24 protein-coding genes are annotated in these 25,456 nt (G+C 41.1%); 20 read left to right on the top strand and 4 right to left on the bottom strand.

Annotated features, from left to right (window positions below; genetic code table 11):
• Window positions 1-50 precede the first annotated feature (50 nt).
• The 3 genes from AN214_RS06450 (at window position 51) to AN214_RS06440 (ending at window position 3,539) form a co-directional block, all read left to right on the top strand.
• Window positions 51-842, top strand: a complete 792-nt coding sequence (locus tag AN214_RS06450; RefSeq protein WP_054978964.1) for a CLCA_X family protein — start codon at window positions 51-53, stop codon at window positions 840-842.
• A 1,129-nt stretch (window positions 843-1,971) separates the two neighbouring features.
• A complete protein-coding gene (locus AN214_RS06445; RefSeq protein ID WP_054978963.1) occupies window positions 1,972-2,559 on the top strand; it encodes a hypothetical protein in 588 nt (195 codons plus the stop codon).
• Window positions 2,560-2,567: 8 nt separating this feature from the next.
• Complete coding sequence (locus AN214_RS06440; RefSeq protein WP_054978962.1) at window positions 2,568-3,539, top strand: hypothetical protein; 972 nt, start codon at window positions 2,568-2,570, stop codon at window positions 3,537-3,539.
• A 392-nt stretch (window positions 3,540-3,931) separates the two neighbouring features.
• Here the strand turns inward: AN214_RS06440 and AN214_RS06435 are convergent, their stop codons facing one another.
• The 3 genes from AN214_RS06435 to sbcD are packed head-to-tail and all read right to left on the bottom strand — an operon-like array spanning window position 3,932 to window position 9,281.
• Window positions 3,932-4,390 carry an RNA-binding S4 domain-containing protein gene (locus AN214_RS06435; RefSeq protein WP_054978961.1) on the bottom strand — a complete coding sequence of 153 codons (459 nt, stop codon included), beginning with the start codon at window positions 4,388-4,390 and terminating at the stop codon, window positions 3,932-3,934.
• 11 nt (window positions 4,391-4,401) lie between these two features.
• Entirely contained in the window at window positions 4,402-8,073 is a 3,672-nt protein-coding gene (locus tag AN214_RS06430; protein ID WP_054978960.1) for an AAA family ATPase, read from the bottom strand.
• Window positions 8,070-9,281, bottom strand: coding sequence for an exonuclease subunit SbcD (sbcD, locus tag AN214_RS06425; protein WP_054978959.1), 1,212 nt, complete (start codon window positions 9,279-9,281; stop codon window positions 8,070-8,072). The genes AN214_RS06430 and sbcD overlap by 4 nt, the downstream gene beginning before the upstream one ends.
• A gap of 205 nt (window positions 9,282-9,486) precedes the next feature.
• Between sbcD and AN214_RS06420 the strand changes: the two genes are divergently transcribed.
• Complete coding sequence (locus tag AN214_RS06420; RefSeq protein WP_054978958.1) at window positions 9,487-10,296, top strand: ion transporter; 810 nt, start codon at window positions 9,487-9,489, stop codon at window positions 10,294-10,296.
• A gap of 75 nt (window positions 10,297-10,371) precedes the next feature.
• The gene (locus AN214_RS06415) at window positions 10,372-11,697 is read left to right on the top strand and encodes an EAL domain-containing protein (RefSeq protein ID WP_054978957.1); all 1,326 of its coding nucleotides are present in this window, start codon (window positions 10,372-10,374) and stop codon (window positions 11,695-11,697) included.
• 23 nt (window positions 11,698-11,720) lie between these two features.
• On the opposite strand, the gene AN214_RS06410 is transcribed toward AN214_RS06415, so the two are convergent.
• Window positions 11,721-12,626, bottom strand: coding sequence for a 1-aminocyclopropane-1-carboxylate deaminase/D-cysteine desulfhydrase (locus AN214_RS06410; RefSeq protein WP_054978956.1), 906 nt, complete (start codon window positions 12,624-12,626; stop codon window positions 11,721-11,723).
• A gap of 88 nt (window positions 12,627-12,714) precedes the next feature.
• Between AN214_RS06410 and AN214_RS06405 the strand changes: the two genes are divergently transcribed.
• From AN214_RS06405 to AN214_RS06335, 15 genes are all read left to right on the top strand, one after another.
• Window positions 12,715-13,656: a hypothetical protein gene (locus AN214_RS06405; protein WP_054978955.1), complete on the top strand. Its 942-nt coding sequence runs from the start codon at window positions 12,715-12,717 to the stop codon at window positions 13,654-13,656.
• On the top strand, window positions 13,640-14,236 hold the full coding sequence (locus AN214_RS06400) for a PilN domain-containing protein (protein ID WP_054978954.1): 597 nt from the start codon (window positions 13,640-13,642) through the stop codon (window positions 14,234-14,236). Before AN214_RS06405 ends, AN214_RS06400 begins: the two co-directional genes overlap by 17 nt.
• The gene (gene gspM, locus AN214_RS06395) at window positions 14,236-14,928 is read left to right on the top strand and encodes a type II secretion system protein GspM (protein WP_054978953.1); all 693 of its coding nucleotides are present in this window, start codon (window positions 14,236-14,238) and stop codon (window positions 14,926-14,928) included. The genes AN214_RS06400 and gspM overlap by 1 nt, the downstream gene beginning before the upstream one ends.
• The gene (locus AN214_RS06390) at window positions 14,906-15,238 is read left to right on the top strand and encodes a hypothetical protein (protein ID WP_054978952.1); all 333 of its coding nucleotides are present in this window, start codon (window positions 14,906-14,908) and stop codon (window positions 15,236-15,238) included. Before gspM ends, AN214_RS06390 begins: the two co-directional genes overlap by 23 nt.
• Window positions 15,222-16,895, top strand: a complete 1,674-nt coding sequence (gene mshL, locus AN214_RS06385; RefSeq protein WP_054978951.1) for a pilus (MSHA type) biogenesis protein MshL — start codon at window positions 15,222-15,224, stop codon at window positions 16,893-16,895. Before AN214_RS06390 ends, mshL begins: the two co-directional genes overlap by 17 nt.
• On the top strand, window positions 16,895-17,797 hold the full coding sequence (locus AN214_RS06380) for an ExeA family protein (protein WP_054978950.1): 903 nt from the start codon (window positions 16,895-16,897) through the stop codon (window positions 17,795-17,797). The genes mshL and AN214_RS06380 overlap by 1 nt, the downstream gene beginning before the upstream one ends.
• On the top strand, window positions 17,794-18,957 hold the full coding sequence (locus tag AN214_RS06375) for a lipopolysaccharide assembly protein LapB (RefSeq protein ID WP_054978949.1): 1,164 nt from the start codon (window positions 17,794-17,796) through the stop codon (window positions 18,955-18,957). Before AN214_RS06380 ends, AN214_RS06375 begins: the two co-directional genes overlap by 4 nt.
• Window positions 18,947-20,656 (top strand): GspE/PulE family protein, encoded by a 1,710-nt coding sequence (locus AN214_RS06370; RefSeq protein ID WP_054978948.1) that lies wholly within the window; start codon window positions 18,947-18,949, stop codon window positions 20,654-20,656. The genes AN214_RS06375 and AN214_RS06370 overlap by 11 nt, the downstream gene beginning before the upstream one ends.
• Before the next feature lie 4 nt (window positions 20,657-20,660).
• Window positions 20,661-21,887, top strand: a complete 1,227-nt coding sequence (locus AN214_RS06365) for a type II secretion system F family protein (RefSeq protein WP_054978947.1) — start codon at window positions 20,661-20,663, stop codon at window positions 21,885-21,887.
• A gap of 95 nt (window positions 21,888-21,982) precedes the next feature.
• Window positions 21,983-22,366: a hypothetical protein gene (locus AN214_RS06360; RefSeq protein WP_054978946.1), complete on the top strand. Its 384-nt coding sequence runs from the start codon at window positions 21,983-21,985 to the stop codon at window positions 22,364-22,366.
• 46 nt (window positions 22,367-22,412) lie between these two features.
• Window positions 22,413-23,027, top strand: coding sequence for a type II secretion system protein (locus AN214_RS06355; protein ID WP_054978945.1), 615 nt, complete (start codon window positions 22,413-22,415; stop codon window positions 23,025-23,027).
• Between the two features lie 26 nt (window positions 23,028-23,053).
• Complete coding sequence (locus tag AN214_RS23255; protein WP_054978944.1) at window positions 23,054-23,593, top strand: prepilin-type N-terminal cleavage/methylation domain-containing protein; 540 nt, start codon at window positions 23,054-23,056, stop codon at window positions 23,591-23,593.
• Between the two features lie 18 nt (window positions 23,594-23,611).
• Entirely contained in the window at window positions 23,612-24,079 is a 468-nt protein-coding gene (locus tag AN214_RS06345) for a type II secretion system protein (protein ID WP_054978943.1), read from the top strand.
• The gene (locus tag AN214_RS06340) at window positions 24,066-24,632 is read left to right on the top strand and encodes a prepilin-type N-terminal cleavage/methylation domain-containing protein (RefSeq protein WP_054978942.1); all 567 of its coding nucleotides are present in this window, start codon (window positions 24,066-24,068) and stop codon (window positions 24,630-24,632) included. Before AN214_RS06345 ends, AN214_RS06340 begins: the two co-directional genes overlap by 14 nt.
• Window positions 24,632-25,456, top strand: a complete 825-nt coding sequence (locus AN214_RS06335) for a prepilin-type N-terminal cleavage/methylation domain-containing protein (RefSeq protein ID WP_054978941.1) — start codon at window positions 24,632-24,634, stop codon at window positions 25,454-25,456. Before AN214_RS06340 ends, AN214_RS06335 begins: the two co-directional genes overlap by 1 nt.

Below are 25,456 nucleotides of genomic sequence, written 5' to 3'. Positions count from 1 at the left end.
CAGCATCAAAGTAAATAACCCGAATTCGGATTAAATAGATTAGAGCCAACTTGAAGTTAACCAGCTTTAAATACAAAACTCGCAAAGGGCCAGACTATCGTCATGGTGAACAAGTGTCGTTTTTAGATATTAAACACACCTTTGGCATGGGTAACATTCGTGTGGGCAGCTGGGTAACGCGTGAAGAAAGAGATCTTGCCGCTAATTTAGTATTTGATGCGCTGGCTGATTTAGCTTACATATTGGCATTACCGCCACAAGCCATGGGGCTGCGTGGCAACTTAAACCTTGCCTTTGGTAGTGGCGGGCAAAAGGGTGTGCAAGCGCATTATGCGCCCCATTATCGCGAACTGGCGCTGGCTAAAAACGCGGGAGCGGGTGCACTTGCTCATGAGTTTTGGCATGCCTTTGATCATTACATTGCCGATAAAGCCTTTGAAATTAATGATGCGGAAATTTTTCCAAACCGCATTTTATTCGCCAGTGACTGCTGGCTTAAAAACAAAACACACATTGCCCACCCGTTAAATGAGCGCCTAATAAATATTTTTAGCGCCATGCTATTAAGCGACGACGGCCAAGATAAAAACGACTTTGTTGCACGCAGCGTAAAAGCTGATTTAGCCTTATCGAGAAACTACTTTTCATTACCCACCGAAATGATGGCACGGGCTTTTGAAGCCGCAGTAGAGACTTGCCCTGATATTGAAAACAGTTATTTGGTCACGGGCACAACAAACCCCGATGTAATGCCGGTGTTTCCTGACTTAACCCATCGACAAAGAATTTATGAGGCGTTATTAGCGTATTTTAAGCCATTGGGGATGGCGTTGAGTAAGTGATGTACTTTTTATGTAGCTTTTAATCTTGGCTGCTGGATTATTCGATACTTGGTTTGTCGCGCTGGCGACGGCAGCCTTTGTAGGAATTAGCTTTGCCTCCCTGCAATTATCTTGCGCCATCCATGGCGCACTCGTTCATTCTTTTTAAAACGGCCAAAAAGAACGAACCAAGAAAAAGCCGCCCCAAAATCAAACTAATCTTCAAACGTGTTTTTAAATGTGAACATAAACGCCATCAAGCAACATCCATGTCGCTGCATGGCTTGCTCGACCGCTTCGCTCCCTGTCTCGCATTATTCATTTAAAAAATCGTTTTCAGGTTTGATTTAAGGGGTGATGAAAGACTGACAAAAATATATGGAATATTTTTGAACAGCGTCGCTGGTCCGAAGGATGAAAGGCAGGAAGCTTGAAATCACCAAAGCTTAGCAGCTTGAGGAAGTGAGGTCATGGATGACCGATGGAACCACGCTTCAAGGATGAATTATTAATTAAGGAAATAGTTTGTGGAAGTTTTAAGTTTGTTGGCCTTCTTGGTTGTTTACAATCTTCGCATTTAAGTTACTTGGTAGTTGGTTTGTCGCGCTGGTGACGGCAGCCTTTATAGGAATTAGCTTTGCTTCCCTGCATTTATCTTGCGCCATCCATGGCGCACTCGTTCATTCTTTTTAAAACGGCCAAAAAGAACGAACCAAGAAAAGCCGCCCCGAAATCAAACTATTCTTTAAACGTATTTTTAAATGTGAACATAAACGCCATCAAGCAACATCCATGTCGCTACATGGCTTGCTCGACCGCTTCGCTCCCTGTCTCGCATTATTCATTTAAAAAATCGTTTTCAGGTTTGATTTAAGGGTTGAGGGCGTGAAGCTAACGATGTATTTCAAAGAAAGGAAATCTTCTTGTTATTTCAACGTCTCTGATCCCGTTGATTCCCAGATTTTCAATATAATCTAATTTGTAGAGTTAAATTTTCAGGGTGTTCACTACAACTTTTATCTTATCTTTCATATACAATAACTTATTGTAAATTTGTCAATATTTACTTTGATTTACTGAAAACAAAACAAAACAAAACAAAACAAAACAATGGTATTGTATTTTTCGAACTTAACTAAAAGGAATTAAAATGAAAAAAGTAATCAGTACATTAGCTATTCTTAGTGCGAGCGTTTTAATAACTGCATGTCAATCAAAGTTTAGTGCGGGTGCAATAAAGCAAACGACAATTATTCACCCTGCAGACCTTGCGAACGGTGGTGTTTTCCAAAAGCATGAATCAAAAATCGGAGCTGAATTAGAGGTATGCAATGGCACTCGCGAGTTCTGTTCAAATAATGAGCTTAAACCAGAGTTAGAAAAACTAAGGCTGATAAATGAATCCTCGGGGCCCATATTAAAGTACAATAGAAGTGCGACAATGTCTTTGTATAATCAAGGCTCTTTGAGTGGCTCTGTTTCTGTTGAATTAGAACCTACAGCATCTGGATATAAAATCGCCTCACCACAAAATGTTGCAAATTTTATGGTGCAATCACCAGATTGGACAAAGTTTGAGTTTGTTTTATTTGCTGATGTAACAGGAGGAAGCTCTGGCTCATCCAGTGTTAAAATTTATAGAGGTTATGAGTTACTTTCTAGCTCCGGCATTTATATCAATGTAGATTGTGGAGAAGCTGGCGAGCCACAGTCAGATTGTAGCTTAGTACCAAATTAATTTTAGAAATGAACTCAACTCTTACAAAGTTAATTGTATTAGTATTTGTTCTAAATATTGGCGGGTGCTACGCACCTGCCAATATGTATGAATATATTGAAATTCAATACAAAGAAATACGAATCCCGAATTTAGCAATTATAGCTCAGCTTGAGGATGGTAAGCAGACAAATATGTTTTTTGTTAGCTTTTCAACTGATAAAGATCTCAATCGTCCAATAAAAAGAACGGAGCAACTTGATGCATCTCAGTTTAATAGGCTTGGTACACTTGAAGCAGATAACATTACTTTGACCGTTTTTGCGAAAGATACATTAAAGTGTGCTGATGACGCAAAAGTACTTTTAACAAACGTTTTTAATATTATGGAGTCCGAAGAGCGAAGCTCGGGCTTTAATGTGCATCAGACGCATCACACATTCCTGACTGATGACGAAGTTTTTCTATATATCGATACAATCGGGGATAGTTTAGATGGTTTAAGCAGCAAACCTATTCAGTCATTGCAATACCTAGAATGTGGAAAAAGCTTACTTAGTTCGGTTTTAAAGAAAGTTCAAGGTGTTGTGCATGAAGCCACGCATATAGAAGTGGCTCTAAAGCATAAAGCGATATTGAAAGATACCCCGCTTGATAGATTGACAGATGAGTTTATAGCGGTTAAATCTGAAAAGTGCTTCACCCATTATCCACCAAAGTTTCAACATAAAATCACGTCGGAGGGCATTTCAAATAAACAAGAGCAAAAAGAGTATCTTTTAAACTTAGAAGAATCACTTTTTAACTATGCGAATGACAAGTCGTCGTATCAATCGATGCTTGCTGCCCATATTTTTATTGAATGGCACTATTCTTTACAACAACAGGGAAAAGGATTGCTGGAGTTTTGTGATTTTGACCTGTCTTCCAGCGCATATATAGAAAATCAACGTGAGTTAGTAAAATCCATTATTGATGAATATGAAATACCGCTTCGATAAACCTTTGGGGCCGTATCTTAGATTGTGCATGATGTTGATGACAATCGCCCGTTTCAGATAGTTAGTCATAAAAACTCATGTTTAGAGTCACACTTTCCCCCCTTTAATCAAACCTGAAAAAGGGATTTAAATGAATAATGTGAGACAGGGAGCGAAGCGGTCGAGCAAGCCATGTACAACAGGGATGTTGTTTCATGGCGTTTATGTTCACATTTAAAATTCTTTTGAAGATTAGTTTGATTTAGGGGCACGTTTTTTGGTTCGTTTTTGTCGTGTAACAAAAATGAACAAGAGGACGCCATGGATGGCGTCAGTTATTCAAATGGAAATGTTGAAGTTGCTTTGAACGCTGCAGTTCAAGCTAGAATTAAAAATTAGCGAACCCCAACCCTTTACCCAAAAGATATAGGCTTTCTGCCAGTCTTTTTATCTTTAGTTTTTGCGCTTTTGGCGGCTGGTTTTTTATCCGCTTTTTTCTCTTTTGATGAAGCTTTGTTATTTGTAGGTGTTGTTGCTTTTGGTTCTTCAATCACCTCAGGTACTTGCTGATGCTCAACTGTGTTACCTTCATAACCTTCTTGGTCTTCAAAATAACCCGCTTCTTGCGCATGGTCTTCGCTTCTTTCACCTGAAAATTCGGCAATTTGGAACAGTTGCCCGTCGAACTCTACCGTGTCACCAGCGTATACTTTTTTGCGTTTTTGTAGGCAAATTTCACCATTAAGAGCAACATAGCCGTCGGCAATTAGCATTTTTGCTTGGCCGCCAGACTCAACAAGGTCGAGTAGCTTTAATAAGTTACATAATTCAATCGGTTGCTCTTCAAGTTCTACAACAAAAGCTTGTGACATGGATAAATCTCTTAACTGGTTTCGCTGGCTATTGTATCAAACTTATAGATGCGGTCGAGTTCGCTGATGCCTAAACCTGACTTTTTACGCACTTTGATTTGCACTGGTATACGCTCTTTCATCGCATCGATATGACTTATTACGCCAATAGTTTTACCGCTGGCATGTAGGTTATCGAGCGCATCAAGGGCGATATCTAGGGTTTCTTTATCAAGTGTGCCAAAACCTTCATCTAGAAACAGTGAGTCAATACTCACTTTGTGACTTACCAAATCAGAAAGGGCAAGCGCCAAAGCAAGGCTGACTAAAAAGCTTTCACCGCCAGATAGGGTGTTGGTATCGCGCACTTGCTCTCCTTGCCAAAGGTCGATAATTTGCATTTCTAACGACTGATCTTCTTTGCGTTTTAATAGGTAGCGGCCTGTGAGCTTTTCAAGTTGTCGATTGGCAAGATAAATCAAATTATCAAGCGTTAAGCCTTGGGCAAACTTTCTAAATTTATCGCCTTTTTGCGAGCCAATTAAACCGTGTAAATAATGCCAATCTTGATATTCGCGGTTAAGTAAATCGAGCTCGTGTTTTAAATCTTTTAACTTGTCTTGTCGCGCTGTATTTTCATTAATTTGGTTGCTCAAGAAGCCCAGTTGCTGGTTGGTTTGGCCAAGGGTTTCGTTTAGTTCGTCAAAGGCGTTTTGTAGTTGTTGGCTATTTAGGTTTAGCGTATTAAATTCGTGTGCTTGTTGGGCTTTCAATTCATTTGAAACAGTGTTTATTTGCTCGTTATTAAGTGTAAGCGCAGCATCTAATTGGCGTTTAAGTTCAGCTAATTTATCAAACTCATCAACTGGTAAACGTGCTTGTTGCGCCTCCTCAATGGTCGCATAAGGCGTTTGCTCCAGTAATTGGCTCAGCTTGGTTTGCACTTCATTCAATTGCACATTGGTATCATTAAGTTGATCTTGCTTTTCACTCAGTTGACCATTGAGCTTTGTCAGTGCAGCGTGTAACTGCTGAGCATTTGCTTCGGCTGTTTTTACTTCAGTATGAAGCGCTTCTAAGTGCGCTTGTGATATTTGCTTTTCAGTCGCGGTTGATTTATCTCCAAACAGCTGTTGGCGTGTGTGTGCTTGCTCTGCAACTTTCTGCTGTGTGGTTTCATATTGATTTTTTAATTCACTCAGCTGTTTTGCAATATCCATTTGCTGCTGTGTTAAATGGTTGCGAGCCTGCTGTGCTAGAGCGAGTTGCTGTTGTACTTGTTGGTATTTCTTATGCTGTATTTTAAGTGTATTTAATTGCTGTTTCTGTTCGTTAAACCAGTTGGCTAAATCGGCTTCTTGGCATAAATAACCATTGTTACTGATTGTATATACAAGCTCTGTAAGTTTTGATTTATATAGCTTTTGCTGCTCATTAAAGGTTGTTAATAGCTTTTGCTCTTTGTCAGTTACGTTTTGTAATTGCTCTGTCGTGCTATTAAGTTTTTCGCTCAGCAATTGTATTTGATGGTTTAACTCGCGCTCAGCGTGTTGCGCCTCGGTTAACTGAGTATTTATTGCTTTAACTTGCTCATGGTTTTGTAACGCGGTTGCAAGGTGTTGCTCTGTTTCTGCAATAAGCGTTAGCAAAGCGGTTTCATCACTAATCGCAACATGCTCTATCGCCCAAGTTGTGGCGATTGAATCCAGTTGCTTAGTTTTATTCGCGATTGCAGTATTGAATTGGTCAATTTGCTGGGCGTTGCTGCTAAGTGTTGCGGAAAGTTTAATTATGTTTTGTTGTAAGTCACTTATCTCTTGTTTAAGCGTCGCGATGTGTGTGTTCTCAGTACCTGACGTGTGGCCAACCTCAAAATGACTTAAGTTGTGCTGAGCGCTGCCACACAGCGGGCAAGGGGTATCTTCTTCTAAATCTTGTCGTAGCAGTGCTAATTGGGCTTCGGCATCTTGTAAGCGAAGTGAGGTATCTAAGCTTTGCTGCTGCGCTTTCAATAGTGCATTTTGTGAAGCAAGCTCGGCTTCTAATTCAGGCTGGGTTTTTTGTAACACTTGAATCTGAGCTTTATCCACAAATATTTCGTTTGTGACTTGCTGCCACTGAATTTGCTGCTGTTTTGCAGCGTTGGCTTTATCTAGCACCTGTTTTAGCGAGTTTATTGTGTTTTCACACACATCAATATCACTGTTATCACAAAGTTCACTTAATTGTGTTTGAAACTGAGTAATCTGTAGCTGGTGCTGTTTACGCTTTGCTTGCTCCTTTGCGATACCTGTTTGTTGCTCGCCAATTGCTTGGTTTAAGACGGTTTTGCTTTCGGCTAACTCGGTTAACTGGTTTTGTTGCTGTTGCAAAGATTGCGCGTTTAGTTGTAATTTTGCGTGTTCATCAAGCCACTCTGAAAGCTGATATTCAAATTGCTCTATATCGATGGTTTGATCAAAGCTTGCGGCAAGTTGCTGCTTTTCACTATCAAGCTTGTTTATGCTAATTTCGTTTTTTTGTAATGCTTTAATTAGTTCATTTTCTTGTATATACAAGCTTTCTAGTTGCTGATTTAACTCGCTCAATTTGCTTTTACTATGCGAAAGTTGGTTATCGAGTGGCGTTACTTGATTATCGATAAGGTCAAATAACTCTTTTTGCGCCTGCTTGGCTGTATCGAGTTTAGTGGCTAGTGAGTGAGTTAACTCAACTACCTTTGCTTGTTCGTTTGCGCGCGCGTTTGCTTGTTGTTGATAACTTTCAATACTGGCAATTTGGTTTTGTTTGACGGTGTTTAACGATGCGAGTTTATCTAGATCAATCGCGAGCTTTTGTGCGGGCAGGGCAGTTTCAAGGCGCGTTAGCTCTGGCTGTTTTTCAGCAAGTTCATTTTCAAGCTGCGCTTTTTGCTGTTGCAGTTTCTCTATACGCTGTTGGTTTTGTATAAGCTGGTTATGCCAATCGCGTTTTTCTTGCAGGCTTGTAAGCTCGCTTTTTAAATTAGTTTGTTGTGTTTTTAGCTCGCTAATTTGCTGGTTTATTTCAGTTATGCGCTCTTCTGGTAAGAGTTCAAGTGATTCTGTTTTAGCGTTTAGTACATTTAGCGCATCGCGCGCCTCACCAAAGCGTTGGTGTACTAATTGTGAAATTTGGCCGTAAATTTCGGTACCTGTAAGTTCTTCTAATAATTCGGCGCGGTCGGCTTCTTTAGCTTGTAGAAATGCGGCAAACTGCCCTTGCGATAACATCATGGATTTTGTAAAGCGGGCAAAGTTAAGGCCTGTTAGCGACTCTAGTAGCTGATCTTTCTTTTTAATTTGTGTGGCAATAGGTTTGTTGCTCGCAACTTCTACCAGCTCTACTTCCGCTGGTTGTAAGTTACCGTCGGGCTTATTGCGGGCGCGGCGCATTGACCAAAAGGCACGATACGCACCTTGGTTTACGGCAAATTCAACTTCCGCTAAACAGTAACTGGTGCCACGGGTCATTATTTCATTGCTACTTGCCGTGATTGCACCAAGCCTTGGTGTGCTGTTATAAAGCGCTAAGCAAATGGCATCTAAAATAGTGCTTTTACCGGCGCCAGTTGGCCCTGTGATTGCAAAAATACCACTTTCGGCAAACGGCGCTTTGTTAAAGTCGATTTTCCATTCGCCTTTAAGCGAGTTTAAATTGGCAAAACGCAGCGATATTATTTTCATGACTGTGCTCCTTTTGCCATATTAAGCAAAGATGTAAAGTGCTGGGTTAGGCGCTCTTTACGGGCAAGATCGTCGTCCGTCGTAAACTCTTCAAGCGCTAATCGTTTCTCAAAAACCTCTAAAGGGGTTATTTCAGACAGGTTTTCTTGCTTTTGTTGGCTAAGTTTAGCTATATGTTTACGTGCACGTTTTAGTTGCAATACTTCCACTGGCAGGTCTTTAGTGAGATCTAACACGGTATTTTGCAGGTCGCTAATATAGTCGTCGGTGGTAACTTCAATGCTCAGCCAGGTTGTTTCAGTTTGCTCTGCAAATACGGTTAATGCGTTTTTAATTTCAGCAAGGCTACCTTTTATGGTTTGCATTGCTTGAAAGCGCGGGATTTCAAGTTGGCTTATTTGCGACACATTTTGCCCTTCAAATTCAACTAAGTTGACCGATTTTTCGTGTTTTAATTCATCAAAACTAAGGGCGATTGGCGAGCCGCTGTAAAACACATTACCTTCTTTACCAACCTTTTGAGCGCCATGAATATGACCAAGGGCGATGTAATCTGCGTTTGGCAGTTGATGTGCGTTTATACCTGACAGGTGGCCGATATAAATATCGCGCACTGACTCTGAGCTAGATGCACCTACTGCAGTTAAATGTCCCGTCATAATAATTGGTATATCTTGCGCTGCTTTTAATGTTTGCGAGGCCTTAAAGGTGTTTTCAAAGTGCTCGTAAATGCCTTTGGCAAGGTTGTCTTGTTTTTCTTTTATGCTTTCGTCGGCGCGGCTGGTGATAATGTCTTTACTGCGTAAAAATGGAATGGCACAAACATAACCTAATGTTTTTTCGGCTTTAGTGATTGCGACGAGTTGCTCTGCTACATTTTCACTTGCTTGCGATACCACATGGCAGTTAAGCGCTTTTACTAAGCTTTTAATCTCGTTAAGGGTGGCAACTGAATCGTGATTGCCTGCGGTAACAATCAACTGACAATTTGCTGCTTGCATTGCCAAAATAAGCTCGCTGTAGAGGCTGCGCGCATAACTTGGTGGTGTGCCAGTATCAAAAATATCCCCTGCGATAATCACCGCATCTACTTGCTGCGTTTTAACTTGCTCAGCTAGCCATTTTATTAATAAATGGTGCTCTTTTTGCCGAGATTGATTAAAAAAGCTCTGGCCAAGATGCCAGTCAGATGTGTGAATAATGCGCATAAGAGTTCTTGATAGCAAAAACCTCACTTTATCACTTTTTAATTAAACCCATAAAGGGCAACAAGCTGTATAAAGCATAATTTTTTAACAGCTTCTTTCAACCCATAACATGTTGTTACAGTGCGCTAATTTATCCGTTAGATCTTCGCTTAATGGATGGTTATAATGCGTTTTTTATTTTGCTAACCAGTAAGAGAAATTTAGTATGTTCACGGCCATGCAAAGCCAATTTCAACGAATCGACGACAGTAAAGCGTTTCAAGCCTTTGTTATTTTTGTCATTGTGGTATCAGCCTTGAGTGTTGGTGCGCATACTTACGCCTTGCCTGTGTGGATGGAAAATCTCTTACTGCTGTTAGATAAAGGTATTACAGTATTTTTCGCGGTAGAAATTGCAATTCGTTTTATTGCTTCAAAAGGGCCTAAAGCGTTTTTCTCTAAGGGTTGGAATATTTTTGACACCATAATTGTGATTGGTAGCTTGTTACCGGTAGCGGGTTCAACGGTGTTTATTGCGCGTTTACTGCGTATTTTTCGTGTGTTGCGTTTGGTTTCTATGGTGCCTGAGCTACGTATGCTGGTGAATGCGCTGATTAAAGCGATTCCGCGCATGGGCTACATCGCACTGTTAATGTTTGTAATTTTTTACATTTATGCCGCTGTTGGTAGCATGATGTTCAGTGAAATTAACGCAACCCTTTGGCGCGATGTATCGATTTCAATGCTGACGCTGTTCCGTGTGGCAACTTTTGAAGACTGGACAGATGTAATGTACGAAACCATGGCGGTGCACCCGCTAAGTTGGATTTACTATTTGTCGTTTATCTTTTTAACGGCGTTTATTTTCTTAAATATGATGGTGGGTGTGGTGCTTGAAGTAATGACCCAAGAGCACGATAACTTTGTAAAAGAAAATACTGACGAATTAGATGAGCCAGCCACCAAAGGTGAAGTACTTGAGTTAAAAGCGCAAATTCTAGAGCTTAATAAATTACTCAGCGAACGGCTGAAGTAACCGCCGCTACTCACTTGCGCATCTCGCTAACCTCGTTAACACTTATGTATGGTGAGCAGGTATGGCGGATGTGCAATGTGGAACAACTTTAGTCGTATTCTCAATATACTCTACGTTGTTTGTGCGCTTTGGGCGTGTTTTGTTGCTTATTGGTTGTTAGAAAGTCTCACGGCTGTTGTTGTGTGCGGTGCAATTGCCGCCATTTTGCTTCTGTTATTTATCCACCGCGCGTCATCCGGCGCACTATTAAAATTGCCCCCGCAAATCTCAATTAAACGTCACGCTTCATCTGTTTATGCATTAAACAGCAATGCGTTTGATGTGTTTGTGTTGGTAAGTGGTGCGCCTATTGATAACTTGCAAGGGCTAGTTGTTCGCTTAAAAAAAGCATTCGCTAGTGACTTTGTATCTTGCAAGCAACTTAAAGGCGAGCGTATAAGTATTACTATTAAATGCCCAAATGTTTGCGATGAAAGGCGATTTAATACACTTTTTAGTGAGGTTATGGCGCAGTATACCGACATTGCATTTGGCGCGTGTTTATATCGCGAGCCGTGTCAGCAGTTGAATGTATATCAACTTGCCGAGCTTGCATTAGCTATCGCGAAAACAAAACAGCACGACCCTTGCCACACCTTAAAGCTCAATCAAACTAATCTTGCGCTGTTGCAATATTCTCTGCCAGATATGCTGAGTGATTTGTTAAATAATCAGTTTTTATTGGTTTTTGAGCCGGTGTTTAGCGTGCATGGTGAAGCTTTGTTATTTCATCAAGTTGGTATCACCATTCGCCATCAAAAAATCGGATTGTGTGATGCAAAACAGTGTTTATTAGGCTGTATTGAGCCAGATAAGTTAATTTCGCTCGATTTGCATTTAATGCAGCAGCTTATTAAAACACTTGCACAAGACCCTGGGAGCGAACCTGTCTCTTTGTGTTTAGATCTCTCTACCTGGCAAAGTAATACAGCAGTAAATGAGCTAGCGGAACTTGTTGAGCAAGCGGGGTTTACGCAAGTGATCCGTTTTTCTTTACCAGAAAGCGTGTTTGTGAACGAATTTGAGAAAATCTCAGCACAACTTAAATTTGTTAAAAAGCATAATATTGCTATTTTGCTTGAGCGTTGTCATGGCGCATTATTAGCGGTGCAAAAAGGCGTTAACTATTTAACAGGAATAAGTTTAGATAGCGATTGCTTTCAGCTGCCTCATGAGCAACAAGAGAAGTTACTGACTGCTGTTGCGCATTTTGCTAATCAACATCAACTGCAGTTATACGCAAATGGCGTGGCAAATAAATACCAACTTAACTTGCTTGCAGAACATCACTTTTCCGGCGCTAGTGGGCGCTACTTTCAGCAAGGCGAAAGCAATATTGCGCTGGGATTAAGCTGGGATTAAACTAAACTTCCTAATTGAGGTTGTTAAATTAGCTTTCGGTATTTCAGTCCTGTTAATCCTTGTAAGCCACCGGTGTGAATTGCCATGATGCGAGTGTTTGGTTTTATAATACCTTGCGTTATTTGGCTGAAAATTGTGAAGAGTAATTTTCCGGTGTAAATGGGCTCAAGTGGCAACTGCGCACGCATGCTTTGGCAAAACTGCCACAATTCATCTGTAAATTTACCGTAGCCGCCATAGTGATATTCGGTGAATAAATGCCAATTATCTTGTTGTTTAGCTTTAAGACTAAGCTTTTGGATTTCATCGTTTAAATGATTTGCTTGTTTTAATACAGCAACACCATAAATTTGAGTGCTGTTGGGTAGACCTTCAATTAATCCTGCTAAGGTGCCGCCACTACCCACAGCACACCAAACTTGATCTGTGGTTGGCAAGCTTTGTGCGAGTTCTATAACGCCTTTCATTGCGAGTTGGTTGCTGCCGCCTTCTGGAATGATTAGGCTGTGTGGACGTTGTGTTTGTAATTCAGATAAATAGTCTTGTTCATAGCGTTTGCGGTAAGTAATTCGATTAACAGGTGTTAGTTTTACGCCACAAGCGTTAGCAAATTTTAAACAGGGGTTGCTAGCATCAAGTTCTGGCCCGCGTACAATTACTTCTGTGTTAAACCCAAATAAGCGCGACGCGCCCGCTAACGCATATAGGTGGTTTGAAAAAGCCCCTGAGAAACTCAGTAAATTTTTAATTTTGTTTTGGTGCGCATAGTGAAGGTTGTATTTCAATTTACGCCATTTATTGCCGCTAATGAGTGGGTGAGTGAGATCGTCGCGCTTAACAAATAAAGAGATGTTATTTTCTGCCAATAAGGGATGCGTGATTTTTTGCACCGGTGTTTGATCAATATTTAGTTGGAAATCAATGCTCAATGCACGAAACTCCTTGCTTAGGTTTGTTTGCTTGCTAAACTAAGAGCAATAGCGCGTTTGATAGATAACATATTAAATAATAACAAATATGAAGAATTTATTGGCTCGAATTCCATGGTTTAACAAGAATAATAATGGCTCACTGTTAGCTGGCATCTATATTGCGAGCGATAAAGTTGTATCTGTTATTCTGCATCGCGTTTCAGATAGTTTCGAAATTAAGCATACAGTGGTTGAGGCGTTTCAAAGTGAAACAGAAAAACTTCCGGCATTTAACCGAGTATTGGAAAAACTCCCCACTGGTGCGCAAGTGTGTTTAGTTATGCCTGAAAGTGCATACCAGTGGGTGCAAATTGAAAAGCCCAACTTACCAGAACAAGATATCGTGACATCGTTACCTTGGACGATTAAAGAGCTAGTTAGTTTAGAGCCTTCCGATATTATCGCCGATTATTACGATGCATCGTTAAAACAAGGTGGGCAAAACAAAATTAATGTGGTGGTAACAAGCCGCACCTTGTTAATGCCCATGCTCAAGTTAATTAATGATAGCGATGTTGACCTACACACTATTACCACCCCAGAAATGATGTTTTGCGACTTAGTAACGCAAGATAATGCAGCGCATATGTTGGTTTCGCAGCAATTTGGCAACGAGCCAAGTATTCATATTATTCGTGATGGCGAGCTATTGTTATCGCGTAAGCTGCGCGGCTTAATTCCATTGGCTGAGCAACCATTAAATCAATTGAAACTCGGGTTACTTGATGCGTTAGGGTTGGAGTTACAGCGCTCACTCGATTACTTTGAGAGTCAGCTAAAACAACCTCCAATTAAAAGTTTGCAGTTGGCAATTCCAAATTTTGAAATTAACGGCATAGCGCAAGAGTTGAGTCAGTTTTTTCCAGCAAAAGTACTTGCGTTTGAGCCACGCCTAGCGCTCTGTTTACAGCAAAATACTGAAGTGCAGCTAGCGATTGCGGCGGCGTTATCACAGGACTTGCGAGGTGACAATGAAGACTCGCATTAACTTATACTTAGATGAGCTAAAACCGAAGCGTGAGTTTTTTACGCTTAATAATATTGTGATGTGCTGGGGGGCTCTAATTATTGTGCTGGTGCTTGTTAGTATATTATTCGCGCGCTTTGAACATACATCGAAACAACAGCTATTATCGCTACAAAGCAAATTAGACCGCACTAAAGCTGAGCTTACTCAAGTGCAACGTGAATTAGAACGAAAACAAGATAAATCGCCAGTATTACGCCGCATTGATAAGAAAAAACACGACATGCTTGAAATGCAAAAGTTACTACAATTTATGCAAGCGAAATCAAAGCAAGCTGAATTTGACTACGCACAAGTGATGGTTGATTTAGCCAGTAATACGCACAACGAAATATGGCTTAAATCGTTCCATTTTGTTGGTAACGATATTCAATTAGTTGGCGAGGCTACGCATGGCTCGGCTATTCCTGAATGGCTAAATGGCCTGAAGCGCTCAGAATATTTTGAGGCAAAAACCTTCTCGTTACTTGAATTTGATAAGCAAGAAACCGGTGTTGAGTTTCAAATTGCCACCCAATATAACGGCCAAGGAGTACAATAATGAATGATACTTGGCAGCAGTGGTCAGAAAAACTCAGCACGCTAGAGCAACGTGAAAAGTTACTAGTACTTTTAGTTGGCTTGTTTTTGATTGGTTACTTAACCATTTGGTTTGTCATTTCGCCGCTGCAAACTGCTTATTCAAATAATCAGCAGCGAATTACTAATTTGACCAATCAACAGCAAAACAGCGAGCGCCAATTAGCAGTGCTGAAAGATGCGCTGAGTAAAAATTATGTACAAGAGTTATTGCAGCAAGAGCAATCTCTTGAAAGTGAATTGCAACAAATTAACCAACAATTGGCTGATTTTAGTCTTACTTATATATCGCCTGAAGATATGGCATTGGTATTGCAAAAAATTCTACGTAAGCATAAAAATATTCAACTTTCGCGTTTTAAAATAAACCCAGTAGAAGCAATTTATGTCACTTCAAGCACTCCTGCTACGGCACAAGACCCTCAGGGGGAAGAACCTCTAGCACCGCGAGAAGTCGCGTTCTATCAACACACTATGTTGATAGAGCTAGAGGGTGAATATTTCGCGCTATTAAGTTATTTAAAACAAATTAAGAAGATTGAAGAAAAGCTATTTATTCAAGAATTTGATTACCAAGTGGACGAGTACCCAACAGGTAAATTGACATTAACCATTGCTACTGTAAGTGCTAATGATAAATTTATTGCGTTATAACCTTATTTTAATCTGCATGTGTTGTGGCTTTTCGCTGTCGGCAAAAAGCCTGCAAGATCCAACACGACCAAAAACACACGAAGCGAGCAGTGTGGTTGCTAACAGTACACAAGCAGATAATGCACTGGTGCTGCAATCGGTGTTTGTAAAAGATTCAGGCAACCTAGCGGTTGTTGCTGGGCAAATGGTAAGAATTGGCGACCAAGTTCAAGGCTATAAAGTGATAAAAATAACACCGGACTCGGTGACACTAGAGCAAGGTCAAACTAACAAGGTATTGAGACTTTATCAGCATGAAATTAAAAAATAATATTCTAAAAAGTTGGCTGGCAGTTTCAGCGTTAATGGTGTCTGGTTGTGAGCTTACGTCAGAGCCAACATTAAAGCCGCATATTCAACAAGAACTCAATGCGAAACCACAAAATACTGCAAACGAGCAGTTACCTACCGAACAAGCACCTGAAGGTTTTGAAGAAGAGCTACTAGCCTCTGTAGGAACCAGCGTTTCGTTACCGAAAGAGTTTGAAATGACACGCTTTGATGTAAATGCCAATAAAGTGTCTATTAATGAATTCTTCGCGGGATTGGTTGCCGATACGCCGTATAGTGTTGCTTTTCACCCAGAGGTGGAAGGTGAAATTTCACTCACTTTAAAAGACGTCACTATGGATGAAGTGACAAAAATTGTATCGCGTTTATACGGTATTGATGTATTTCGCGAAGGCAAAGTGGTGCAAGTATTACCAGCGAAAATGCGTACTGAGTCGATCCCGGTAAACTATTTAATGATGAAGCGTAGCGGCTTATCTACGGTAAGCGTTGTTGCTGGTGGCGTGAGCCAGTTTGATCAAGGTGGCTCAGGCGGTAATGGGAATTCTGGCAACAATAATTCGAGCAATAACCAAAATATGGGTGGTAACAATACCTTTGGTGGTGGCTCTAATATGCAAATTAATGGTGCTAGCATTCAAACCAGCAGTGAAACTGATTTTTGGAAAGATTTGCAATTGGCGATGGAGTCCTTAATTGGTAAGGGCAGTGGCCGTTTTGTTATTGTTAGTCCGCAAGCAAGCTTAGTAACAGTTAATGCGTTACCAAGTGAAATTGCCGCGCTAAAAGAGTTTTTAAAAGCCAGTGAAGACAGTTTGCAGCGCCAAGTTGTGCTTGAAGCTAAAATTATTGAAGTAACCTTAAACGATGAATATCAGCAAGGGGTTAATTGGTCCGAAGTGTTAGGCCATATTGGCGCGACTGATCTAACTTTCTCAACCACTGCTGCAGCGCAAGTTGGCAATACTATTTCATCTCAATTAGGTGGTGTGACTAACTTAGTCTTTAAAAATGCTGATTTCAGCGGTGTGATTAACTTGCTTGAGACACAGGGTGATGTGCAAATGCTCTCTAACCCACGTGTAACTGCAACGAATAATCAAAAAGCGGTGATTAAAGTAGGTGAAGACGAGTATTTTGTTACGGAAGTATCGAGCACTACGGTAACGGGCAATGCGACAACCACGTCACCAGAAATTGAACTAACGCCGTTTTTCTCAGGTATTGCGCTTGATGTAACACCACAAATTGATGAGTTTGGCTCAGTTATTTTACATGTTCACCCATCGGTTACCGAAACCGAAGAACAAAACAAAGTCGTGACACTAAACGACCAAGACTACGTTTTGCCGCTAGCGCAAAGTAACATTCGTGAATCCGATACTGTGATCCGTGCAGGCAGTGGCGAAATAGTGATTATTGGTGGCTTAATGCAAACTTTAACCACAGATCAAGAATCGAAAACGCCAGTTTTAGGCGATATGCCGATTTTAGGAAATCTATTCAAAAGCGTGCGTCGTGTGCAAAACAAAAAAGAGCTTGTCATTCTTATTCGCCCAACCGTGGTGATGGCAGATACTTGGCAACAACAGCAGCAACGTAGCCTTAAATTGTTGAATTCTTGGTACGGTAAGTAATGTATTTATCGCATTTCGGTTTGACCGAGTTACCGTTTTCGCTAACGCCTAATACGCAGTTTTATTGCGCGTTAGCACCTCATAATGAAGCCATGGATGTACTGATTACCGCGCTCAATATGGGTGAGGGCTTTATAAAAGTAACGGGTGAAGTAGGTACCGGAAAAACATTGTTATGTCGAAAGCTGCTCAACAGCTTTGATGACTCAACCATAGTAGCGTATATCGCCAATTCGTATTTAAGTCCTGATGAGCTGCGCTATGCAATTGCTAACGAATTACAAATTGATATTAGCAGCGATTTAGATCAGCAATCACTTAGCCAAAAAATTCAAGACCAACTACTAGCATTAAATCATCAAGGCAAACGCGTTGTTTTAATTATTGATGAAGCGCAGTGTTTAAGTTGGGACGCGTTAGAAGCGGTGCGACTATTTACTAATTTAGAAACCGAAACACGTAAGCTGATTCAGGTTGTGTTATTTGGCCAGCCTGAGCTCGATAGCCGTTTAGCAAATCAAAAAGTGCGTCAGTTACGACAGCGTATTAGTTTTTCATATACCTTACGCGCTATGACCAATGCTGAAGTGGCTTATTATATTCGTCATCGGTTAGAAGTTGCGGGAGCCGAGCAAGCGAAAGAGCTTTTTTCTAACAAAGTGTGTTTGCTTATTGCAAAAGCGAGTCGCGGTATTCCACGTTTAGTTAATTTGTTAAGTCATAAAGTACTTATTCAAGGCTATGGTGAGGGTACACAAAAAGCCAAAGTAGGCTATGTGTATAGCGCCGCGCAAGATACAGAAGATTGCCGTTTATCCCGCTCACGTATTTGGCCAATGTACTTAGCTTTGTTGTTAGTAATCGGTACGGCGACATGGCTAATTGTTAAGGAACAACTATGAGTGTACTGAATAAAACGCTCAAGGGGTTAGAGCAAAGACAAACAGAAGCTGCATCAAGCGTAGAGCGAGAACAAACGGTAAGCGTAACACCAATTTCAGATATCGGCGAAAAACTGCATAAGTTAGCGATTCCAGTGTTAGCTGTGGTGGCGTTATCGCTTGTTGCTTATGTAGTTTATAAAAAAGATCTAGTTCAGCATTTTTTTGTAAAATCGCCAAACGCTGCTGAAAGTATTCCTGTTACTGCTAGTAACGAAAAGCTGGCTGTAAGTGCGCCAACAAGCGAAATGCCAAATCGTATGCCTGAACATGCAAATGAACAAGCAAATCAACAACAAAACGAGCAAGTAACTGAGCAATCTAAATCGTTAACATCTCAATCATCACCGCAAGCAGAACAAGTATCGCAAAGTGTTGAAGTGAGTAATGATACAACTGCCACACAAGCTCCCCGCGTAGCGTCGCAAAAAGTGGTACCTGCTGTAGAAGAAGCATCACCCGTTCAGCTTGTAGAGCGCAAAAAAGCGCAACCGACTGAACGTCAAGCAACGATGAAGCAAGTTACTAAGATAACAGCAACGCAACAGGCAAATGAATATTTTCAAGCCGGAAAAAAAGCCTTCACGTTTGGTTTGGTGAGCGAGGCTATTGCCGCGTTAGAGCAGTGTATTGCAGTACTTAATGAACATATTGAATGTCGTAGCCTATTGGCTGCGGCGTTTTATGGTCGCCAAGACACCGTGAAAGCCAGTAATGTACTTGAGCAAGGGTTAAGTTTAAAACCCGATAGTATGGAGTGGCGCACTCTATTGGCGCGCATTTACGCTGATAATAAGCAATATAACGAAGTACTGAGTGTATTGCCGCAGCGCTACGAAAGCCAAGGTGATAACGATTTTTGGATATTAAAAGGCTTAGCTGCACAGCAGTTAAAGCAACACGAAGTGGCTTTACGCAGTTTTAAAAAATTAACGCTATCGCAGCCTGAGCAAGGCAAGTGGTGGTTAGCAATGGCGCGTTCCGCTGAATTTTTAAAACAATGGCAAAATGCGATGCAATATTACACAACAGCGACGCAAATTGGCAATTTGTCGCCTGCATCACAGCGTTATGCTGTTGAGCGTTTACAGTTTATAAGAGGTCGACTCGATGCGTCCTAGGTTAAAAATGCGATTAGGTGATTTGTTGGTTCATGAACATATCATCTCGGAACAACAACTCAACGATGCGCTTCAAGCACAAAAAATAACGGGGCGAAAGCTCGGTGCTACATTAATTGAGCAGCAAGTGATTGAAGAAACTCAGTTACTACGCTTTTTAGCGCAGCAACTTAATGTTGCGTTTGTAAACTTAGACAATGAAAAGCTCGACCCAAAGGTGGTTAAACTGATCCCTGAAGTTTACGCTCGTCGTTTTAGAGCGCTGGCTTTAGCAGACCTTGGTGAGTCAATTCAAATTGCGATGAGTGATCCGGCTGATTTATCGAGTTTAGATCAGCTAGCGCCTATTGTTGCGCCAAAGCAAATTGAAATTGTTGTTGCACAAGAGCAGCAAATTCTAAATGCATTCGATAATTTATATCGCCGTACCCAAGACATCGAAAGCTTTGCATCACAGCTGCAAGAAGAGTATCAAGAGACCGAAGAGTTTGAGCTTAATGCGCTAGACGAAAACACCTCAGATGCCACCGTTGTAAAATTACTGCAGTCGATTTTTGAAGATGCAGTGCAAATGCGTGCGTCGGATATTCATATTGAACCTGATGAAGGCATTTTACGCATTCGTCAGCGCATAGATGGCATTTTGCATGAAAATACCCTTGATCAAGTGGCTATTTCAGCGGCATTGGTACTGCGCCTTAAGTTAATGTCGGGCCTTGATATTTCAGAGAAGCGTTTACCGCAAGATGGTCGCTTCAATATCACCATCAAGGGTCACAATATTGATGTGCGTGTTTCAACCATGCCGGTACAGCATGGTGAGTCCGTAGTAATGCGTTTGCTCGATCAGTCGGCGGGTCTATTAACGTTAGATGAAACCGGTATGCCTTTAAAAGTGCTTAATAAAATGCGTAATGCGCTAAAGCGACCGCACGGCATGATTTTGGTTACAGGACCAACGGGTTCGGGTAAAACCACAACACTTTACGGTGCATTAAGTGAGTTAAACCAATCAAGCAAAAAAATCATTACCGTTGAAGATCCTGTGGAATATCGATTACCGCGCATTAACCAAGTTCAGGTAAACAGTAAAATTGGGTTAAGTTTTGCATCTGTATTACGTACCACACTTCGTCAAGACCCTGATATTTTGATGGTAGGTGAGATGCGAGATCAAGAAACGGTTGAAATTGGTTTGCGCGGTGCGTTAACCGGTCACTTAGTGTTATCAACATTGCATACCAATGATGCGATTACCAGCGCCATGCGTTTAATTGATATGGGAGCACCAAGCTATTTGGTAGCAAGCTCTTTACGCGCAATTTTAGCGCAGCGCTTAGTGCGTCGTGTATGTGATAAATGTGCGAGCGATTATACGCCTGATGCACAAGAACTTGCTTGGATAAATCATATCAATCCTCGCTTTAGCGGTGCTCAGTTTAAGTTGGGCAAAGGCTGTAACAGTTGTAATCAAACCGGCTATCGTGGCCGGATTGGTGTGTTCGAATTACTCGAAATGAACGAACCTATGATGGATGCACTGCGTTTAGCTGATACACAAGCATTCTCAGAAGCGGCACGTGCAAACCCAGAGTTTGAACCTTTATCAGTGATGGCATTGGATTACGCAAGCCAAGGCATTACCTCACTTGAAGAGGTGTTTAGAGTGGCTGAAAGTTTGCCTGAGTTAGTAGGTTAAGACGATGCCGTTTTTTGCCTATCAAGCAAAAGATAAACAGGGCAACCCGGTTAACGGTGAGCTTGAGGCGCATGATGACAATGCGGCTGCAGATGTACTATTGAGGCGTGGGTTAATACCGCTGTCTATTAAACCTAGCACTGGTGAAAAAGAAGGCGAAAACTCGCCGATAATGGCGTTTTTTCAGCCAAAAGTGACCCTTGATGAGTTGATTGTTTTTTCACGCCAAATGTACTCGTTAATGAAAGCGGGTATTCCGATTATTCGGGCAATTGTTGGGCTTGCTGAAACCACTACACACCCCGTTTTTCGCGATGCTTTGCTTGATGTCGCAAAGCAACTAGAGCAAGGTCGAAATTTATCCGCGGCATTTGCCAGTCACAAAAAGATATTTAACCGTTTAATGGTATCGATTGTGGTAGTGGGTGAAAGCACGGGTAAGTTAGAAGATGCGTTTTTGCAACTTGCGACGTATTTTGAACAAGAGCACGAAACTCGTAAACGTATTAAAGCAGCTATGCGTTATCCAACGTTTGTGGTTATTGCGTTGGCAATTGCGATGTTTATTCTCAATATTTTCGTTATTCCAACCTTTGCTGAGATGTTTGCAAAATTTAATGCCGAGCTGCCATTAATGACGCGAATTTTGATTGGCACATCCAACTTTTTTGTAACGTATTGGCATGTGCTTTTACTTGGTATTTTAGGTGTTTTTATCGGCGTTAGAAGTTATCTAAAAACACCTGTTGGCAGGCTGAAATGGGACAGGGTAAAGCTTAGAATTCCCATTGTGGGCGGTATTATTGAACGCTCATTATTGGCTCGCTATAGTCGTTCGTTCGCTATGATTCTGCGCGCAGGCGTACCCATGACGACCGGGCTATCATTAGTTGCAGAAGCGATTGACAATGCCTTTATGGAAGAGAAAGTAATTGATATGCGGCGCAGTATTGAAAAAGGTGAAAGCTTATTGCGCGCATCAAAAAACAGCGAGCTGTTTACTCAATTGGTATTACAAATGGTCGCCGTAGGCGAAGAAACCGGACGAGTCGAAGAACTATTGCAAGAAGCGGCAGAGTTTTACGAGCGTGAAGTAGATTTTGATTTAAAGAGTTTAACCGCCAAAATTGAGCCAATTTTAATTTCGATTGTGGCTGGTATGGTGCTTGTATTAGCCTTGGGTATCTTTACGCCAATGTGGGATATGATGTCGGCAATTAAAGGACGATAAATGTGGTAGATAGGCAAGAATCTAGCACAGGATTATATCGCTTTATTATCATACTGATTGTTTTTTGTCTGCTGTACTGGGTCTTGGCAGGAAAAATGCTAGGCTTATATGATGAAGTTGAACAAGTAGTTGCAAAAAAATCCAAAGATGAGTTTGTAACTAGCATCAATCACATTAGGCATCAATGGATGCGAGATAAGCAAAGTGAAGTTGAAATGTCGTTGGTCGCACAGTCATCGCTAAGTAGCGAAGGGGTGTTAAAAGCACGTGTAAACCGTAATGGATTTGTAACCCACGTAGTTACCTCATCCAAAGCGCAATGTGATGGCTTGTTCGAAAACTTACAGTCAATTGCGCTATCGGATGTTAACAGTGTAGAAATATTAGATCACGGTCAAATAATTGGCTGTAAATACTATAAAAATTCAGTTTTACTATTTAAGTACATGTTCTTAAATGGCATAGTGAGCAATAGTTAGAGCATAAATGTAAACTTTGGTTACAATTAAGTCGTCGAGGCGTCAAATGAAGAAAAATCTAGCAAAGAACACAGGTTTTACATTAATCGAAATGATTATTGTAGTGATAATTTTAGGCTTATTGGCCGTGACGGCATTGCCGCGCTTTATTGATATTCAAGAAGAAGCGGAGCGCTCAACGGTTGAAGGCGTTGCTGGTGGTTTAGCCGCTGCAGTTGGCCTAGTACGTGGTCAGTGGGAAGTGTTAGGTCGCCCTGACAATAATACTGCTACCAACTTTATTGATTATGATACAACGCGTGTTGGTATTGACCCAGATATTGGCTACCCAACATCAGGTGTGGACGCTGCAAATAATGAAGTTGCAGGTTCAACTGAAGTAACTGCGTTAAATACAGCAAAATGCCAAGCCGTATTTAATTCTGTACTGCAAAGTGCGCCGTCAAGTACAACATCTGCGGCCGCTGCGACAGTTGAAGAAAATACGTATTTAGTGCGTTTTGTTAATAATGGCTCGGTTGATGGTGCAAGTGATACTTGCTTATATTACTTGGTTAGTGCGTTAGACTTAACAGCCTTACCTGGTAACGCGTTAGACACTAATTTACGTGGTATTGAATACTCTCCAGCAACTGGCGTAGTGCGAGTTTTTGGTAACTAATTATAGGCTTTAAAGAGGTAAGTAATATGAAAAAGCAAACAGGTTTTACACTAGTAGAGTTAATTATCGTTATTGTAATTTTAGGTATTTTAGCAGTAACAGCTGCACCTAAATTTTTAGATTTACAAGGCGATGCTAATGCTTCGACTATTCAAGGTGTTGCAGGTGCAGCAGACAGTGCAAGCTCAATCGTTTACGGTAAATCTGTGATTGCAGGCTTACAGAAGCAAGCTACAGGTACTATCACGGCTGACACAGGTGAATCGATTGGCTTGGTATATGGTTATCCAGACGTTGACCTAACAGGTAGTGCGGCGTCGGGCATTGTAGTAGCAATGGACGTGAATGTTGCTGATTTAAACAATGGTGGAACTGCAAACTCTGCTGATTTTAATTTTAATGTGGTTAGTGGTGCAGGTGTTTTTTATGCTAATGGTTCAACAGAGCCAACAGCTGTGACTGATGCTGGTTGTTTTGTTTGGTATGCACCAGCTACGCGTACTGGTACTACACCTAACTTTGTTTATAATGCCGCAACTACAACGGTTCAAACAAACGATTGTTAATCGACTTTGTGATTTTAAATGAAACAACAAGGTTTTAGTCTTGTCGAGCTAATAATAACCTTGGTAATTTTAGGCACCTTGGCGGTAACCGTGGTGCCTAAATTTTTTACAAACGAAAGTTTTGATAGCTTTGAGTTCCGCGACAGAAGCCTTACCATATTGCGCACTATGCAACTTCGCGCAATGCAAAATACCAATAATACCTTATCCCACAAAGTGTGTTTTAGTAGCACTCAAATAGCACCTGCAATAACAAATAATTGCGCTAACTTAGCGCTCGACTTTGCCTATCTTGTTGTTAATATTCCAGCTAATAGCACAGCAACGCGTATTCAAACGCTTGATTCAAATAGTGCCAGTTTTAGTGAGCTAGAGTTTGATGATTTTGGTAGACCAAATTTAAATTGCGCCGCAAATTGCAAAATTGATTTTGGTGAGGCGGATATTTGCATTTCTGCACAAGGCGGCATTTATGCATGTGAATAGGCTTAAGGGTTTTACCTTAGTTGAAGTGATTTTTGGCATAGTGTTAATGGCGATTGTGCTTACCATAGTAACTGGCCTGCTAGCGCCACAGGCAAAGCAAAGTGCCGACCCTGTGATTCAAGTTAAAGCCAATGAACTAGGTCAGGCGATGATGAACGAGATTTTGGGGCGTTCATTTGACGAGCAATCACGACGCAGTCCTCCTTATACGCAATGTGGTATAGCATCAAGTTCATGTACTTTGCCAAGTGATTTGGGTTGTGATGACCCCGAAGAAAAAGATATTAACGGAAAATGTATTCGTAACAAACTTAACGATGTAGATGACTTTATTGGCAATTACCAAGCCGCAGATTTACAAAATAGCTTAGGCCAACCAGTTGAAGATCTTTATCCTGGCTTTAGCCTGTCAGTTAATGTTGTTTATGATGATGATGCCAATGGTATAGCAGATACATCTGGTGATTTTGATACCTTAAAACTAATCACGGTAACTGTGACAGCGCCAACAGGCGATGTATATGGTTTTTCTGCCTACAAAGGTAATTACTAATGAACCGCGCTAAACGAACAGGTTTTAGTTTGGTCGAGCTGATAATTGTGATTGTTATTATCGGTATTGTAAGCATTAGCACGATGCAGTTTATAAAGTTTGGTGCACAAATTTATGCAACGGGTACAGAGCGTGATGAAGTGGTAGCACAAGCGCGTTTTGCCTTACTGCGGTTAAGTAAAGAGTTACGCCAAGCAACACCTAATTCGATTCGAGTTCAAGCTGGCAATGTTTCAGGTCAAGCGTTTCAGTGCTTAGAGTTTACCCCGTTTAAAGCCAGCAGTATTTATGTCAATAACCCACCGCTTGATACCTCAAGTGCAGGTGATTTAATTGTTGTGGCGTTTAATAATGAAGATAAAGCGTTTGAAAATGACCGTGTCACATTGTATCCACAAAGCCCTGCCGATATTTATGATTTGAGTAATAATCGCGTTCGCTTGTTATCGGCAGACCCGGTTGAAGAAGAGACAAATAAAACACAGCGTTGGTCATTTGATAATGGCTTTGCAGTTGCCTCTCCAACGCAGCGATTGTTTGTATTGAATAACAGCCCAATTAGCTTTTGTGTTGAAGGTGATAGTTTGTATTATTATCAAGGTTATGATTTTGAAGTGAATCAGCCAACACCCTCGCTTTTACATGTGCTTGATGGAGTGAAGGGTCAGTTATTAGCAAAATACATTTCAGATCACTTAGTTTTTGAGTTTAATGACGCAAGCTTAACGCGAAATGCTATTGTTAATATAAGGCTGGCGATGGGATTTAACAGCTCTGAATCCTTGATATTTAACCATGAAGTGCATATTCCAAACGTGCCCTAG

Source organism: Pseudoalteromonas sp. P1-9, from assembly GCF_001399975.1.
Classification (GTDB): Bacteria; Pseudomonadota; Gammaproteobacteria; order Enterobacterales; family Alteromonadaceae; genus Pseudoalteromonas.
This window is presented reverse-complemented; position numbering and strand designations above follow the sequence as displayed.

Excerpts from the sequence above, each read along its gene's own strand:
- AN214_RS06370 (WP_054978948.1), top strand. The coding sequence starts at position 18,947 with ATGCGTCCTAGGTTAAAAATGCGATTAGGTGATTTGTTGGTTCATGAA.
- AN214_RS06390 (WP_054978952.1), top strand. The coding sequence starts at position 14,906 with ATGATAAATTTATTGCGTTATAACCTTATTTTAATCTGCATGTGTTGT.
- AN214_RS06445 (WP_054978963.1), top strand. The coding sequence starts at position 1,972 with ATGAAAAAAGTAATCAGTACATTAGCTATTCTTAGTGCGAGCGTTTTA.
- AN214_RS23255 (WP_054978944.1), top strand. The coding sequence starts at position 23,054 with ATGAAAAAGCAAACAGGTTTTACACTAGTAGAGTTAATTATCGTTATT.
- mshL (WP_054978951.1), top strand. The coding sequence starts at position 15,222 with ATGAAATTAAAAAATAATATTCTAAAAAGTTGGCTGGCAGTTTCAGCG.
- AN214_RS06440 (WP_054978962.1), top strand. The coding sequence starts at position 2,568 with ATGAACTCAACTCTTACAAAGTTAATTGTATTAGTATTTGTTCTAAAT.
- AN214_RS06355 (WP_054978945.1), top strand. The coding sequence starts at position 22,413 with ATGAAGAAAAATCTAGCAAAGAACACAGGTTTTACATTAATCGAAATG.
- AN214_RS06380 (WP_054978950.1), top strand. The coding sequence starts at position 16,895 with ATGTATTTATCGCATTTCGGTTTGACCGAGTTACCGTTTTCGCTAACG.
- gspM (WP_054978953.1), top strand. The coding sequence starts at position 14,236 with ATGAATGATACTTGGCAGCAGTGGTCAGAAAAACTCAGCACGCTAGAG.
- sbcD (WP_054978959.1), bottom strand. The coding sequence starts at position 9,281 with ATGCGCATTATTCACACATCTGACTGGCATCTTGGCCAGAGCTTTTTT.
- AN214_RS06415 (WP_054978957.1), top strand. The coding sequence starts at position 10,372 with ATGTGGAACAACTTTAGTCGTATTCTCAATATACTCTACGTTGTTTGT.
- AN214_RS06400 (WP_054978954.1), top strand. The coding sequence starts at position 13,640 with ATGAAGACTCGCATTAACTTATACTTAGATGAGCTAAAACCGAAGCGT.
- AN214_RS06340 (WP_054978942.1), top strand. The coding sequence starts at position 24,066 with ATGCATGTGAATAGGCTTAAGGGTTTTACCTTAGTTGAAGTGATTTTT.
- AN214_RS06335 (WP_054978941.1), top strand. The coding sequence starts at position 24,632 with ATGAACCGCGCTAAACGAACAGGTTTTAGTTTGGTCGAGCTGATAATT.
- AN214_RS06375 (WP_054978949.1), top strand. The coding sequence starts at position 17,794 with ATGAGTGTACTGAATAAAACGCTCAAGGGGTTAGAGCAAAGACAAACA.
- AN214_RS06430 (WP_054978960.1), bottom strand. The coding sequence starts at position 8,073 with ATGAAAATAATATCGCTGCGTTTTGCCAATTTAAACTCGCTTAAAGGC.
- AN214_RS06365 (WP_054978947.1), top strand. The coding sequence starts at position 20,661 with ATGCCGTTTTTTGCCTATCAAGCAAAAGATAAACAGGGCAACCCGGTT.
- AN214_RS06360 (WP_054978946.1), top strand. The coding sequence starts at position 21,983 with ATGCTAGGCTTATATGATGAAGTTGAACAAGTAGTTGCAAAAAAATCC.
- AN214_RS06420 (WP_054978958.1), top strand. The coding sequence starts at position 9,487 with ATGTTCACGGCCATGCAAAGCCAATTTCAACGAATCGACGACAGTAAA.
- AN214_RS06435 (WP_054978961.1), bottom strand. The coding sequence starts at position 4,390 with ATGTCACAAGCTTTTGTTGTAGAACTTGAAGAGCAACCGATTGAATTA.
- AN214_RS06345 (WP_054978943.1), top strand. The coding sequence starts at position 23,612 with ATGAAACAACAAGGTTTTAGTCTTGTCGAGCTAATAATAACCTTGGTA.
- AN214_RS06405 (WP_054978955.1), top strand. The coding sequence starts at position 12,715 with ATGAAGAATTTATTGGCTCGAATTCCATGGTTTAACAAGAATAATAAT.